16 protein-coding genes are annotated in these 14,253 nt (G+C 69.3%); 7 read left to right on the top strand and 9 right to left on the bottom strand.

What is annotated here, in order from left to right; genetic code table 11:
• Positions 1-38: 38 nt before the first annotated feature.
• From RS85_RS08840 to RS85_RS08820, 5 genes are read right to left on the bottom strand one after another with little or no spacing between them, the layout of a single operon-like run.
• A complete protein-coding gene (locus RS85_RS08840) occupies positions 39-410 on the bottom strand; it encodes a DUF6507 family protein (protein WP_152642372.1) in 372 nt (123 codons plus the stop codon).
• A gap of 24 nt (positions 411-434) precedes the next feature.
• Positions 435-770: a hypothetical protein gene (locus tag RS85_RS08835; protein WP_046013044.1), complete on the bottom strand. Its 336-nt coding sequence runs from the start codon at positions 768-770 to the stop codon at positions 435-437.
• Positions 770-1,819 carry a DUF6177 family protein gene (locus tag RS85_RS08830; protein ID WP_046013043.1) on the bottom strand — a complete coding sequence of 350 codons (1,050 nt, stop codon included), beginning with the start codon at positions 1,817-1,819 and terminating at the stop codon, positions 770-772. Before RS85_RS08830 ends, RS85_RS08835 begins: the two co-directional genes overlap by 1 nt.
• Positions 1,819-2,127, bottom strand: a complete 309-nt coding sequence (locus tag RS85_RS08825) for a pore-forming ESAT-6 family protein (RefSeq protein WP_046013042.1) — start codon at positions 2,125-2,127, stop codon at positions 1,819-1,821. Before RS85_RS08825 ends, RS85_RS08830 begins: the two co-directional genes overlap by 1 nt.
• 40 nt (positions 2,128-2,167) lie before the next feature.
• Positions 2,168-2,521 carry a hypothetical protein gene (locus RS85_RS08820; protein WP_046013041.1) on the bottom strand — a complete coding sequence of 118 codons (354 nt, stop codon included), beginning with the start codon at positions 2,519-2,521 and terminating at the stop codon, positions 2,168-2,170.
• A gap of 111 nt (positions 2,522-2,632) precedes the next feature.
• Here RS85_RS08820 and RS85_RS08815 point away from each other — a divergent pair, with 111 nt between their 5' ends.
• The 6 genes from RS85_RS08815 to RS85_RS08790 are packed head-to-tail and all read left to right on the top strand — an operon-like array spanning position 2,633 to position 10,385.
• A complete protein-coding gene (locus RS85_RS08815; protein WP_152642371.1) occupies positions 2,633-3,343 on the top strand; it encodes a hypothetical protein in 711 nt (236 codons plus the stop codon).
• The gene (locus RS85_RS18975) at positions 3,340-3,912 is read left to right on the top strand and encodes a hypothetical protein (protein WP_052703498.1); all 573 of its coding nucleotides are present in this window, start codon (positions 3,340-3,342) and stop codon (positions 3,910-3,912) included. The genes RS85_RS08815 and RS85_RS18975 overlap by 4 nt, the downstream gene beginning before the upstream one ends.
• The gene (gene eccD, locus RS85_RS08805; protein WP_052703497.1) at positions 3,912-5,219 is read left to right on the top strand and encodes a type VII secretion integral membrane protein EccD; all 1,308 of its coding nucleotides are present in this window, start codon (positions 3,912-3,914) and stop codon (positions 5,217-5,219) included. The genes RS85_RS18975 and eccD overlap by 1 nt, the downstream gene beginning before the upstream one ends.
• Positions 5,216-5,914 (top strand): hypothetical protein, encoded by a 699-nt coding sequence (locus RS85_RS08800; RefSeq protein ID WP_046013038.1) that lies wholly within the window; start codon positions 5,216-5,218, stop codon positions 5,912-5,914. The genes eccD and RS85_RS08800 overlap by 4 nt, the downstream gene beginning before the upstream one ends.
• Positions 5,911-9,843: a type VII secretion protein EccC gene (locus RS85_RS08795; protein WP_046013086.1), complete on the top strand. Its 3,933-nt coding sequence runs from the start codon at positions 5,911-5,913 to the stop codon at positions 9,841-9,843. Before RS85_RS08800 ends, RS85_RS08795 begins: the two co-directional genes overlap by 4 nt.
• Entirely contained in the window at positions 9,840-10,385 is a 546-nt protein-coding gene (locus RS85_RS08790) for a hypothetical protein (protein WP_046013037.1), read from the top strand. The genes RS85_RS08795 and RS85_RS08790 overlap by 4 nt, the downstream gene beginning before the upstream one ends.
• Before the next feature lie 22 nt (positions 10,386-10,407).
• On the opposite strand, the gene hisH is transcribed toward RS85_RS08790, so the two are convergent.
• The 4 genes from hisH to RS85_RS08770 form a co-directional block, all read right to left on the bottom strand.
• Entirely contained in the window at positions 10,408-11,046 is a 639-nt protein-coding gene (hisH, locus tag RS85_RS08785) for an imidazole glycerol phosphate synthase subunit HisH (protein ID WP_046013036.1), read from the bottom strand.
• Positions 11,043-11,660, bottom strand: a complete 618-nt coding sequence (hisB, locus tag RS85_RS08780; RefSeq protein ID WP_046013035.1) for an imidazoleglycerol-phosphate dehydratase HisB — start codon at positions 11,658-11,660, stop codon at positions 11,043-11,045. Before hisB ends, hisH begins: the two co-directional genes overlap by 4 nt.
• Entirely contained in the window at positions 11,657-12,742 is a 1,086-nt protein-coding gene (locus tag RS85_RS08775; RefSeq protein WP_046013034.1) for a histidinol-phosphate transaminase, read from the bottom strand. The genes hisB and RS85_RS08775 overlap by 4 nt, the downstream gene beginning before the upstream one ends.
• A gap of 72 nt (positions 12,743-12,814) precedes the next feature.
• Positions 12,815-13,183 carry a LysM peptidoglycan-binding domain-containing protein gene (locus tag RS85_RS08770; protein ID WP_046013033.1) on the bottom strand — a complete coding sequence of 123 codons (369 nt, stop codon included), beginning with the start codon at positions 13,181-13,183 and terminating at the stop codon, positions 12,815-12,817.
• A 286-nt stretch (positions 13,184-13,469) separates the two neighbouring features.
• Between RS85_RS08770 and lexA the strand changes: the two genes are divergently transcribed.
• The gene (lexA, locus tag RS85_RS08765; RefSeq protein ID WP_046013032.1) at positions 13,470-14,156 is read left to right on the top strand and encodes a transcriptional repressor LexA; all 687 of its coding nucleotides are present in this window, start codon (positions 13,470-13,472) and stop codon (positions 14,154-14,156) included.
• Positions 14,157-14,253: the final 97 nt, after the last annotated feature.

Below are 14,253 nucleotides of genomic sequence, written 5' to 3'. Positions count from 1 at the left end.
GTCCCACCCGACGCCGCACTCGCATTCTCGAACACCGTCTACTCCCCCCGATACCCATGAGCCTCGAAGAACGAGAAGTCACCATCCACCGCCGCAGCCGACATCTCCGACTGAAACGTCGCAGCCATGTCCTCCTGCCCCTGCTGCAGGGCCCAGGCAGAATTTCCCACACCCGTGATGCCCGCAGCGATGTGGTTGGAGATGTTCGCCAGGTTCACGGTCTGCTGCTCAGCGAGAACCTCGCTCAACGCCTGCGACACACACGACGTCACCCAGCTGCCCCAAGTGAGTCCCCCGAAGATCGCCGCGACGGATTCCTCCGTCACAGCCGTCGTCAAGGGCTCGTACGCCACAGTCGTCTCGGACAACGCGGCCGAAAGCAGCGCCGGATCGACCTTCCATTCACTCATCTTCGCCACCCCTCCGGTCGCACATCACAGTTTTTCCCGCACGCTTCCGCGCACGGCCCTCGCGAACGCCTCCGCGAGAGGGCGCCCGGCGACGCTGCCGGCGAACGGGATCGTCATCTCGGTCCACAGCCCGAAAGACACGGGCGGATCCTTGATCAGGCGCCGCGCTTCCAGCGGTTCGTGCACCACCATCGGCTCGAACACCGTCAGCACCGGAGCCGCGTTCACATCCGCGAACTGCGTGATCTGACCGTCTCGATAGGAGAAGGCCGCGCCGTCGGGGATCACCTGCAGAGCGGTCTCGAGCATCACCTCATCGCTCAACGGAATGTCGCTGAGCAACACGAGTTCGACAGCCATCAGAGCGCCCCCCGGAATTCGTTCGCCAGAACCGCACCGAGCCGCTCCTGGTCGAGGTCGTACGCGAAAGCGTGCAGCTGCGACCACAGCGGCGTGCGACCCGTCATCCGCACCAGAGCACTGGGGACTCGGCCCGGCCCGAGCACCGTCACGTCGTGCGTCGCGGACAGCGCAGCGAAGTCGATCCTCAGATCGCGCACAGCCCGCGGCCCCACGAGCACGGCGAGAGGAGCGTCGACCGGCTGCGCACCCACGCGGAAGCCGTAGCCGCTGCCGTCGGTGCGCAGCAGACCCGCCGAGATCAGCGCCACCCGCGGCCGGAAGCCCTCCACGAGGCCGGTGAGCATCGTGGTGATGTGCGGCATCACCCGATCCCGGAGCTGATCGACCGGTACGGCGCTCAACGTCAGCAGCGGAACGCCGCCGTGCACCCGCTGGATCAGACCATCGCGCGTACGAGCGACGGTCAGCGATGCCCAGGCGCCAAGGTCGGATGCCGCCAGCATGGCGTCGCTCGCCGGCATCAGGCGCTGAGCCTCCGCAGTGACCGCACGATGATCCCAGGAGCCGCTGAGCGGCTCATTCCGCCCCCAACGCGCGACTCGCCCACCGCTGAGGCCGCCGACCACGAAGTCGACGAGGGGGCCGACGAGGGTGTCGTCGGTCGCCCGCTCCGACGCATAGACGTCGAAGAGCAGGGCAGGGACGGCCGTCTCGCCGGGCGCTGCACCGGGATGCCTCTTCGGCGTCTCGAGCGAGGGCATCCACAGATCGGAGATGCTGCGCAGCCGCACGCCGGAGCGGGCGTCGAACACCCGACCGTCATCGACGAACGCCCAATGGGCGGCGCTCTCCGCCATCGCGGTGTAGAGCTGCGGACTGATGACTGCCCCAGGACCGGTCAGGAGCACCGGTCGGATGCCGGAGGCCCGGCAATCCGCAAGGAAATGCCAGAGCGGCCTCGAGTACCCGACACGGTCGTGCTCGATCTTGAAGAGCGCGTAGTCATCGGTCCACTCATCCGCGAGCGGATGGATGGACGTGACCATCAGATGGGCAGAGCGGCCCGCGCCTGAGCCAGAGCCCGCAGCGCGACATCGTCGTTCTGCTCGAGCGACCCGCGGATCGCGGCGATCACGCCACGGACCTGATCACCCGCGGTGTTCCACTGCTGCTCCAGCGCGGCATACTCCTCAGAGACGCCATCCGCCTGATAGTCGGCGAGAGCTGCGCGCACGTCTTGATCGCGACGCTGCAGCGCCGCCTCCAGACGAGCCGCGACGCTCTCGAAGTTGGACTGCGCCGACTGCGATGCGCCGACGCTGTAATCGTTTCGATCGAGCTGGTTTCCGGTCACGATGACATACCCTCCGTGGTGTCTTCTGTGTCTGTCGTGGTCAGGCGCCGGCCTGGCCGGAGATGCGGGCGAGGACGGCCTCGCCACTGAAGTCGGCCGACCCCTGCGCCGCGTCGTGGGCGGCAGCGCCCTCTTCCGATGCTGTCGCGAACGCTCGGTTCTGTCCGGAGATCGAGCCGACGATGCCGTGGAGAGCGTTGTTCAGCGCCGTCGCGATCTCGTCGGTCTTGCCCTTGAACTCGTTGAACCGTGCCTTCGCCTGTCCGTTGAACACGCCCTCGAGCGGTTCTGCGGACTCCACGAGCGCCCGTACCAGCGTGCCGAGATCTTCCGACTCGGACTGCGTGCGCTGGCCCAGACGAACCAGTGTCTGCTCTTCCATTGCGAACTTCATGTCGCCCCCCTGTCGATTCAGAACGCTCCCATGCTAGGCGAACGCCTCCTGATTTCAACCACATCACAGCAGAAGTCCAGGTGCGCGGAACGTCTGTGTACCATGGCCGACGTGTCTCCTGCCCCTGTCGCGTCGCATCGTGCCGCGAGTCTCGTGTCCCTGGGGATCGATGTGCTCATGACCGTCGCCGCAGCCACGCTCGCCCTCACGGTCGGGCGTTCTGCAGGTCCGCTCTGGGCTCTCGTCGCAGGCCTGGGCACGGTCGCCGCTCTCGTGGTGTGGCGCGGCGTTCTCGGTGGCAGCGTCGGCCACTCGATCATGCATCTGCGGGGAATCGATGCCCTCTCGGGACTCCCCTCCTTCCGCTTCGGCGGCCCGCGTCTGACCGTGCCGCGCGGCAGTGACGAGGATCCCTTCGCCCTGCGTGCGCGACCCACGGTCCTGGCCGCCCCTGCGCCGGATCTGCGCCCCTCGGACCAGGGGCGCTCGTACCTGCGCCTCGTCGTGGACGACGGGACGACGCATACGGTTCAGCATGCGGCGCTCATCGGGCGCGACCCGACAGTGCCATTGGACCCGCGCCAGGCCCTGGTGGCGATCCCCGACCTCACACGCACGATCGCGAAGGCCCACGTCCTCGTCGAGATCACGCCGAAGGGGCTGACCGTCACCGACCTCGGTTCACCGACCGGCACCCGCATCGACCAGGGACCGAGGCTCGTCCCGCACACGGCCACTCCGGTGCGATGGGGAGCCGCGGTGCTCCTCGGCGAGCGCAGCATCGTGCTGGAACAGCGCCGACGGACGGCGGACCTGCGGTGATCGACTACGACCAGACCCTCCTCGAGTCCACCCGCACGCACCGCGATCGGCTGACGGCGGCGTTCGTGCACGGCGAGCAACGCGATCGCCGCACCGTCAACAACAACCTGCGTCGACTGACCGGCTCGATCATCCTGGGCGCCGTGATCTGCGCCGCGTGCCTCGGCACGGGCTTCGTGCTGAACATCATCCAGACGCAACGCGAGGACAAGGCGGTCGCGGCCTTCCGCTCCGCCGTCGCGGGCAACCCCATTCCACCGGGAGACGACCTCATCGAAGACGAGGAGAGCGGATACCTCCTCGACACCGCGACCTTCGAGCTGATCGATCCCCGCACCGGTTTCGTCGTCGACCCGGCCACCGGCTGGGCGACCGATCCGCAGGGGCGCACCGTCGACACCCGCACCGGCTGGTACGTCGACCCGCGCACCGGGCACTACACCGACCCCGACACGGGCGTCACGATCGACCCCGAGACACTCGAGGTCGTCGATTCCGAATCGGATCAGACCGGTACCGATCCAACGGGCACCGGTACGGATCGAACGGGCACAGACGAGAAGGAATGATGGAGTACACGCGCATCACCGTGATCGGTACCCGCCGCAAGGCGGATCTCGTGCTGCCGGACGATCATCCCGTCGACGACCTGCTCCCCGAGATCGTGGAGCTCCTCGACGAGCCGCCGACCCCCGGCGCTCCACTCGTCCTGACCACGTTGCTGGGGCGCGCGGTCGACGGGCGCCGCGCCCTCTCTGAGCAGGACATCGATCACGGCACGCTGCTGCGCCTGCTGCCCCTCGATGACGCGCCGCAGGCGCCCGATGTCGCAGAGGTCACCGAAGCGGTCGCCGACGCGACGATCCGAAGAGGCGATCGATGGTCGCCGCGGCTCACCTCGATCACGACCGCCGCAGCGGTGGGCGTCGCCGCGGCGGTCACCGGACTCGTGCTGCCACAGAACGTCTCCACCCTCCTTCTTCTCACCGCGGTCTTCGTCGTCGCCGTGACGGCCGGAGCCCTCCTCGCGCGCACCGGGCGCTCGTCCGGCCGAGAAGCGCTGATGGGCCTCGCGCTGGGTCTCGCGGTACCTCTCGGCCTGCTCGCGCCCGGATTCCTCCCCGCCGTCACGGCACCGCTCATCGCGCCCGCTCTGACGTGGGCGCTGGCCTGGACCGCCGTCGCCGTCGTGCTCGGCATCGGTGCCAGACACCGCGGCATCCTCTCCGGGGCGGTCGTCGCCGTACTCTCCAGCGTCGTGCTCGTGGGGGCCGCGCTGACCGGGGCTCCCGCCCCACTGGTGGCAGCGGTCGCGGGGATCACCGCCGCGCTCCTCCTGGGGTTGACTCCGTCGCTCGCGCTCAGCACCGCGGGCGTCGCCCGCCTCGACGACGCGACCATCGAAGGCGCCCTCGCCCCGCGGAGCGACATCGACAGCGCCATCACGCGAGCGTTCGCCGCGCAGACCGCTCTTGCACTCGCCCTGACTGCGCCCCTCGCGGTCGCGGCCACCGTACTGAGCACCGGAGACGGATGGGAGGCGGGTCTCGCCGGGGCACTTCTCGCCTTCGTGCTGGTGCGCAGCCGGCTCTTCCCGCTCGCCGTCCCCCGTATCGCTCTTCTGGCGACCGTCGTCATCCCGGCCGCGCTCTGGCTCTGGACGACCGATGCTCTGGCCGCCCCCTGGCGCGCCCTCATCGGCGGGCTGGTGGCGCTCGTCCTGGTCGTGGCCGCAGCGAGTCGCCCCAGCGCCGCGGCGCGGGCGCGGCTGCGGCGTCTGCTCGGCATCGTCGAGATGCTCGCGGTGATCGCCATGGTGCCCCTGCTCCTCGCCATCATCGGCGTGTTCGACGACCTGCTCGGAGCCTTCGCGTGAGTCGCCTCGGCTCGCTCCTGCAGGTCTGGCCCGCCGAGCGCCACGAACAGGCGATCGACGCCGAGCGCACGCTGCGCGCCGCTCTTCCCGTCGTGCGCCGCGTCGGGTTCGCCGCTCTCCGCGGAGGCACCGGATGCTCGACCGCAGCCAGCGGCGTGGCCGACGCGCTCACCGCACGCCGGGACCGTCAGACGCTGCTCGTCGACGCGACCGACGATGAACTGCGTCTCACCGAGAACTCCGAATCGCGCCCGGCAGCGCACGTGGTGCCCTCTCCCGTGTGGCCCGGCGGTGTCGATCACTGGCGTGAGCACTGCGAGGAACGTCACCGTGCTCACGAGATCACCCTCACGGACTGGGGCACCCTCGATCAATCCGCACTGTCTGCTGTCGCGGCGCACTCTCATGTGCTCTGCCTCACGACGAGCGTCGAGCGCAGCGCCGTGCAGGACACCGTCGACACGGCATCCGTCCTGATCGCCGGCGGAACGCCGACGGTGATCGTCGCCTCGGCGGTGCGCGGGCGTGCGACACCGGCAGCACGACGCATGCTGAGCTCCTCGCCGGTCCGGACCTTGGTGCTGCCCTTCGACCGCGGAGGACACCGCTCTGGGGCCACGTCGTTCGCGCTGTCGATGCTCAGCGCGGAGATCGTCCGCCTGTGCGGACGGCCTCGCGAGACGAGGATCGCATGACCAGAACGCTCTTTCACCGTCCCACGCGCGTGACGGCTCCGCCTTCCCCACCCGAGCCGCGACTGATCCCCGCGCCGCCGAGCCTCGAGGATCAGGGCGGTGGGATGCCGCTGCAGTTCCTGCTGCCCCTCATCGGAGCCCTGTCATCGGTCGTCATGATGGTGGTGCTGCGCAACGGCCAGCCACTCTTCCTCGTGCTCGCCGCAGTGGTGTTCATCGTCGCCGTCGTCGGCGGAATCGGGTTCGCACTCTCGGCTCGAGGCCGCGCCGCACGCAAGGCCCGGACACGTCGAGAGCTGTACCTCGACTACCTCGAGCGCTACCGCTCCGATCTCCGCGAGCGCGGTGCCGCCGACCGGGAAGCGGCCATCGCGGTGCACCCTGCGCCCGGGGGGCTCACCGAGATCATGCGGGACCCGGCGCGACGCTGGGAGCGGCGCCGGACCGACGAGGACTACCTCTCGGCCCGTCTCGGCCTTGCCGCTCGGCCCTGGTTCTCGCTGGAGGTGGGCAGCGAGGAGTCTCCCCTCGAGCCCGCCGACCCCATCCTGCAGCGCGAAGCCGAGATCGTCGCCCGGGCGCTCGACTCGGTTCCGGAGATGCCGGTCACCGCTGACCTCCGCCACGCCTGGGTCGTGTCCGTCGTGGCCGACCGCGCGAACGGCATGACGGCGATCCGGTCACTGGTGGCGCAGCTGTCGGCCGCCCACACCCCCGATGATCTGACGCTCGCCGCCGTCTACGCGACAGACCATGCCGAGGAATGGGCGGGATTCGACCTTCTCCCCCATGTGCAGGATCCCGCGCTGTTCGACGGCCCGGTTCCCGCCCGGCGCATCGCCCCCGACCTCCCCTCCCTGCTCGGGGTGCTCGCGACGGAGCTGGGCTCGCGCGCTTCTGCCGCGGCCGGGGTGCAACGACACGGACGCGGCGCGAACCCACGCGCCCGCCTGGTGATCTTCGTCGACGACCACGGGCGCGCCGCCTCGCGTCTGGCGAGCCCGGATCCGCACCTCGCACTCGGCGAACTCAACGTCACGGTCGTGCACCTCGTCGCGGATCGCGTCGATGAACCCGACGATGTCGACATCCGCATCACCATCGATGAGAGCGACGCGGTGCTGACGTCGCAGGCGTCGTCAGCCGAACCCGTCCACATCGCGTTCGCGCCCGACCGGACCCGCGCGAGCACCCTGACCAGCCTCGCCCGATCGATGGCCGCGTTCCGCACGGTGCACGCCGCCCGGCCCGAAACCGGCGAGACCGCGGCATTCGACATCACGCAGCTGCTCGGAATCTCCGAGGTGTCGGAGATAGATCCCGAGACGCTGTGGACTCCTCGCTCCCCCAGCGCCTTCCTGCGGGTGCCGTTCGCGATCGACGACAACGGCCGACCCGTCTTCCTCGACCTGAAGGAGAGCGCGCAGGAGGGCATGGGGCCGCACGGCATCTGTGTGGGCGCGACCGGCTCAGGCAAGTCGGAGATGCTGCGGACGGTGCTGCTCGCCCTCGCCCTCGCCCACCCTCCCGAGGATCTCAGCTTCATCCTCGTGGACTACAAGGGCGGCGCGGCCTTCGCACCCTTCCAGAACCTCCCCCATATCGCGGGTCTCATCGACAACCTCGCATCCGATCCGCAGCTCACCACACGTGCCCGTGCCTCGCTGCAGGGCGAGGTCATCCGTCGTCAGCAACTGCTGAAGGATGCCGACGCCTCACCCTCGATCACGCACTACCGAGAACTGCGCCGGACGCGACCCGACCTCGAGCCGATGCCGCATCTGTTCATGGTCATCGACGAGTTCGGCGAGCTGCTCACCGCCGAACCCGAGTTCATCGATCTGTTCCTGCAGATCGGACGCATCGGCCGGTCGATCGGCATCCACCTGCTGCTGTCGAGCCAGCGGATCGAGGCCGGAAAGCTGCGCGGACTGGACACATACCTGTCGTACCGGCTGGGTCTGCGCACCTTCAGCGAGAGCGAATCGCACGTCGTGCTCGGCACGGGTGACGCCTACCGTCTTCCCGCCATGCCGGGCTACGGCATCCTCAAGGTCGACACCTCGGTCTACCAGAGGTTCCGCGCAGGCTATGTCTCCGGTCCTGTACCCGTGGGACCGGCCCCCGTCGTCGGCGACAACGAGCGCAGCAGGGTGTTCCGGGTCCCGGTGCACAACGGGATCAGCTCCGCAGGGGACGACTCCCCCTCGGCAGGGCCGGTGTTCACGACCCCGGCGGTGGGCGATCTGCTGGTCGACGAGGCCGTCACACGACTGCGGGCCGACGACCGCGCTGTCGCGTCGGCCTGGCTGCCGCCGCTGCCGGAGACCCTCACGCTCGGCCAGATCCTCGGCGAACACGGCGGTACCTCGGGACTGGAGACACCGATCGGTCTCATCGACGACCCGGCCCATCAGAAGCAGCTGCCCTGGATGCTCGACCTCACCCGTGGAGCCGGACACCTCGCCATCATCGGGAGTCCTCAGTCCGGACGCTCGACCCTGCTGCGCACGATCGCGGTGTCGCTCGCCCTCACACGCACGCCCGCCGACGTCGCCGTCTATGGGATGGACCTCGTCGGCGGGGGCCTGCGCCGTCTGGAGCCGTTCCCGCACGTCGGCGGCGTGGCGACTCGCTCCGACCCCGCCCGGTTGCGCAGGCTCATCGAAGAGCTCGAGGCGATGCTCGACCTGCGCGAGCGGATCTTCAAGGAGAGCGGCATCGACTCCATGCCCCAGCTGAGGGCACGCCATGCATCCGGCGACATCCCGCAGCTGGCCTCTGCCGACATCGTGGTGCTGGTCAACGGGTACGGCGCTCTCCGCCAGGAGTTCGACGATCTCGATGCCGCGTTCACCGCGGTGATGCTGCGCGCGGCCGGCTACGGCGTGCACATCGTGCTCGCGCTCTCGCGGTGGAGTGAACTGCGCATCGCACACCAGTCCCTGTTCGGCACGAAGATCGAGATGCGGATCAACGACCCTGCCGAATCGCAGATCGACCGTACGCTCGCGCGCACGATCAAAGCGTCGACGCCGGGACGCGCGCTCTCGGATTCCGGCCTGATCGCCCATGTCGCCCTCCCCGTGCTCGAGACAGCGGATGACGGCGCTCTCGGCGACGAGATCGAGGCACTCGGCCGTCGCGTCGCCGCGTCGTGGGCCGGCCCGTCGGCCGCACCCATCCGTCTGCTGCCGCAGGACCTCGATCCGGAGCAGCTTCCCGAAGCCGTGGACGAACCGGATGCCGTGCCCTTCGGGCTTCGACAGGACACCATGGCCACGGCGTTCTGGGAGTTCCAGCAGGCGGATCAGCACCTTCTGGTGCTCGGCGACGCCCGCAGCGGCAAGTCCACGACCCTGCGGATGATCGCGGCCGGGCTCATCGAACGGTTCACCCCCGAGGAGCTCGCGATCGCCGTGGTGGACTCGCGCGGGCACGTCGCGGAGGTGATCCCGGACGAATACCTCGCCGCGCACGCGCGCACTGCCGCGCAGGCCTCCGGGTTGGCTTCGTCGATCGCGACGGAGCTGTCTCGACGACCACAGCTCGACGCGGACGAGGTCGCCAAGGCGCCGAGAGTCGTGCTGCTCGTCGATGACCACGACATCCTCAGTGCCGGTGGTCTCGAGCACCTGTCCGCGCTGGCGCCTCATCTGCCGACGGCGCGGGACAGCCGCTTCCATCTCGTCGTGTCCCGCCCCGTCGCCGGATCGGTCCGTGCGATGTACTCCCCGTTCCTGCAGGGCGTGCGCGACACGGGCGCGGCTCTCCTCCTTCTCTCCGGCGACCGCAGCGAGGGACAGATCCTTCCGCGCCTCCACGCGGAGCGCTTCCCCCCGGGCAGAGGGCGATACGTCCGCCGCGGTGAGCATCCGCACGTGGTGCAGGTCGCGCACCTGCGCGGACGATCGGAGCAGCCGCGATGACGTCTGTGACCTTCCTCGGTGCGGGCGGCGGAACCGGCACCACGACTCTCGCTGCCCTGAGCGTTCTGCTGCTCGCAGAGAACGGAGCGCGGGTGCCTGCCGTCGTCGCCGAGAACTCCGCCGCGTTCGATCGCCGTCTCGGGACGCTGCCCGCTGCCGCACGCGCCGGTGGCAACGAGCTGGTGGACGGCGGCGGCTACCGGGCGGGGAAGGCATCATCCGCCCTCGCGCAGGGCAGGCTCGTGATCGTCGGTGCGCCCACGCCGCAGGGCATCTCGTCCCTGGAGCTCGCGCTCTCGGACATCGCGTCCCGCTTCGGCGGTGCCGGGCTCGAGCGGACCCAGCCCGTCCTGGTCGCCGCATTCGGAGCGCCCTCCGGGCAGACCCCGGGCATCGACATCCGCGTCCGCATCCCCTTCGACCCGTCGCTGGCGCCCGGCGGGCGGGTGTCTGATGCACTCCCCGCGCTTCGCGGGCGCACGCGAGCGGCGTTACGCCAGCAGTGGCTTCCGTGGCTCTTGGACGTGTACGGCGGGCGCTGACCCGCCTGCTGACCCGCTGGGATCAGGAGAGGCTGGACACCCAGTTGCGCAGCAGCTGGATGCCGGCTTCCCCGGACTTCTCCGGGTGGAACTGCGTCGCCATCAGCGGTCCGTTCTCGACGGCCGCGAGGAACGGGTCGCCGTATGTCGACCAGGTGAGCACGGGCTGAGGGAACGGCGGGATGACGTCGAGTTCCCACTTCTGCGCGGCGTACGAGTGCACGAAGTAGAAGCGCTCCTGCTCGATGCCCCGGAACAGGACGCTGTCGGCACCGGGCTCGACCGTGTTCCAGCCCATGTGCGGCAGCACCGGCGCGTTGAGCTCGGTGACGGCCCCCGGCCACTCCGCGAGTCCCTCGGTGTCGTGGCCGCGCTCGACTCCATGCGCGAACATCACCTGCATCCCGACGCAGATGCCGAGCACGGGGCGACCGCCGGCCAGTCGGCGGTCGATGATCTCGTCTCCCCCGTGCGCGTGCAGCGCATCGCGCACCGCCTGGAACGCGCCGACGCCGGGCACCAGGAGGCCGTCGGCCTCCTGCGCCTCCTTGCGGTCGCGCGTCAGGACGGCATCCGCGCCGGCAGCGACGAGCGCCTTGACCGCCGAGTGGACATTGCCGGACTCGTAGTCGAAGACGGCGACCTTGGGAGCTCTGCTCACAGCGCGCCTTTCGTGGACGGCACGCCGTCGACCAGAGGATCGAGCGCCTTGGCCTGTCGGAACGCACGAGCGAAGGCCTTGAACTCCGCCTCGGCGATGTGGTGCGGGTCGCGTCCGCCCAGCACGCGCACATGCACGGTGAGCGCAGCGTTGAAGGCGATCGCCTCGAAGACGTGGCGCACCAGGGAACCGGTGAAGTGTCCGCCGATGAGGTGGTGCTCGAATCCGGCCGGCTCGCCCTCGTGCACGAGATACGGACGTCCGGAGATGTCGACGACAGCCTGTGCGAGCGCCTCGTCGAGCGGCACGAGCGCATCGCCGTAGCGGGAGATTCCGGACTTGTCGCCCAGCGCGTGCAGGATCGCCTGGCCGAGCACGATCGACACGTCTTCGACCGTGTGGTGCGCGTCGATGTTCGTGTCGCCCGAGGCGCGAACCGTGAGGTCGGTCAGAGAGTGCTTCGCGAACGCGGTGAGCATGTGGTCGAAGAACGGCACGGAGGTGTCGATGCGCGACGCACCGGTGCCGTCGAGGTTGAGCTCGAGCTCGACGGTGGACTCCGACGTGGTGCGCACGCGGCTGGCGGAGCGCGGGTTCTGGACGGGGGTGCTCATGAAGCCGATCCTATCGAGGCCAGGGCGTCGAGGAACGCGGTGGTCTCGGCCTCGGTGCCCGCGGATACCCGCAGGTGGCCGGGGATGCCGACGTCTCGGATCAGCACGCCACGGTCGTACAGCTGCTGCCAGGTCGCACGGGGGTCTGTCACACCGCCGAACAGGACGAAGTTCGACCAGGACTCGTGCGGCGCGTACCCCAGCGCCTCGAGCGTCGCCGAGATGCGGTCGCGCTGCTCGACGATCTCCTCGACCATGCCGAGCATCACGTCGGCGTTGCGGAGAGCCGCCACCGCGGCCGCCTGGGTCAGCGCGCTGAGGTGGTACGGCAGTCGCACGAGGCGCAGCGCGTCGATGAAGGCGGGGTCGGCTGCGAGGTAGCCCACGCGCGCGCCGGCGAAGGCGAACGCCTTGCTCATCGTGCGCGAGACCGCGAGACGCGGACGACCTTCGAGCAGAGTGAGAGCGGATGCCGCGTCGTGCGGCGCGAACTCCTGGTAGGCCTCGTCCACCACCACGATGCCGCGTGCCGCTTCGTACACCGCTTCGACGACATCGAGCCCGAGCGGCGTTCCGGTCGGATTGTTCGGCGAGCACAGGAGGATCACGTCGGGGTCGGCGTCGCGAACCTGCTCGGCGGCTTCCTCCGGGGTGATCGTGTAGTCAGGCTGGCGGGTGCCGGCGATCCAGCGGGCGCCCGTTCCTTGCGCGATCAGCGGATACATCGAGTAGGTCGGAGCGAAGCTGAACGCCGTACGCCCGGGACCCCCGAAGGCCTGCAGGATGTGCTGGAGGACCTCGTTCGAGCCGTTGCCCGCCCAGATCTGGTCGGCCGTCAGACCGTGTCCGAGGTACTCCGCGAACCCCTCGCGCAGCGTCGTGAATTCGCGGTCCGGGTAGCGGTTCACGTCGCGCAGCGCCACGGCGATGTCATCGAGGATGTCGCTCGCGACGGCATCCGGCACGGGATGCGTGTTCTCGTTGACGTTCAGTGCGATGGGGAGCGGCGCCTGCGGTGCACCGTAGGGCGTGAGCCCCCGGAGGTCATCGCGCAGCGGGAGGGCATCGAGTGAAGAAGTCACCCTTCCATGCTAGGCCGCGTGCCCGCCGCGTGACGCACCCCTCACCTTGGGTCCCTGAGCCTGCCGAGGGGTTCAGTCGGTGTACTCCGCGGGGATGGCGAGCTCCTGACCGATCTGCAGCTCGCCGCCGCGGAGCATGTTCAGCCGGCTGATCTCGCCGATGACCTCACGCGGGTCGGCGGTCGGAGCCACTGCGCCGGCGATGGACCAGAGGGTGTCGCCCGGCATCACGGTGACGGTCTCGAAGCTGGCCGCGGCGACCGCGTCGCCGGAGGCGAGAGCGCTGCCCCCGCTGATCGCGGCGAACGCGATGCCGACGGCGAGCGGCACCGACGCGATCGCCAGCAGCACGCCGCGCCCACGAGCCGTCAGACGCAACCGCGACCGCGTCGCCGGACGCGTCGGGAGGACCACTGCGGTGCTGAGGCTGATGCTGCTCATGTCGGGCTCCTTACCCTGTTCCGTCGAGTGATCGGCGGAGAAGTTGGCGTAGCGTTCGCATTCGCGCCTCGGCCGGGAGCCGTGAATGCGAAGCTACGTTCCGAAGATATCTTCGAGTTCGAACATCTGTCAACTGTTCTTCGAAATCGGACCCGCGAATCCTCCGACACGCTCGAACAGATATTCCAGATCAGCCCGATACTCGGATACGGTTTCGATAGGAACACCCCACCACGGACCTCCGACATTCGAAGAGGAGCGTCGGGTCGCGTACTGAAGGAGCACCATGAGCGAGAACTCAGCCCCGGAGCAGGAGGCCCCTCGGACGCGCCGTCGGAAGAGCCTCAGCCCGAAGCAGATGGCGATCCTCGAGGTCATCCAGATCTCCATCGCCCATCACGGCTACCCGCCGAGCATGCGGGAGATCGGCGACGCGGTCGGGCTCAAGTCCCTCTCCAGCGTCACCCACCAGCTCGGGCAGCTCGAGCTGAGCGGATACCTGCGACGCGACCCCGGCAAGACCCGTGCGATGGAGGTCCTCATCGACCTCCCCGGCACAAGCGGCGAGAACCCGGCGGATGTGGCGACTCCCGTGGGCGACGCCGCCCTCGTCCCGCTCGTCGGTCGCATCGCCGCCGGAGTGCCGATCACCGCCGAGCAGCAGGTCGAGGAGATCTTCCCCCTTCCCCGCCAGCTGGTCGGCAAGGGCGACCTGTTCATGCTCAAGGTCTCCGGCGAGTCGATGATCGACGCGGCCATCTGCGACGGCGACTGGGTGGTCATCCGCTCGCAGAACAGCGCGGAGAACGGCGAGATCGTCGCCGCGATGCTCGACGACGAGGCGACCGTGAAGACCTTCCGCCGCCGCGACGGGCACACCTGGCTGCTCCCCCGCAACTCCGCCTTCGAACCCATCCTCGGTGACGAGGCCACGGTCCTCGGCAAGGTCGTGGCGGTGCTCCGCGCCGTCTGACCTGCCGTTCCGGCATCCGCCGACACACGCGAAAAGCCGCCCTCCGAAGATTCAGGAGGGCGGCTTTCTCGCCGCGCAGCAGGCGCGCGGCATCCGA

The organism is Microbacterium sp. SA39, assembly GCF_000967865.1.
Lineage (GTDB): Bacteria > Actinomycetota > Actinomycetes > Actinomycetales > Microbacteriaceae > Microbacterium.
Note: the sequence above shows the minus strand (reverse complement) of the source record. Positions and strands in the feature narration are given on the sequence as shown.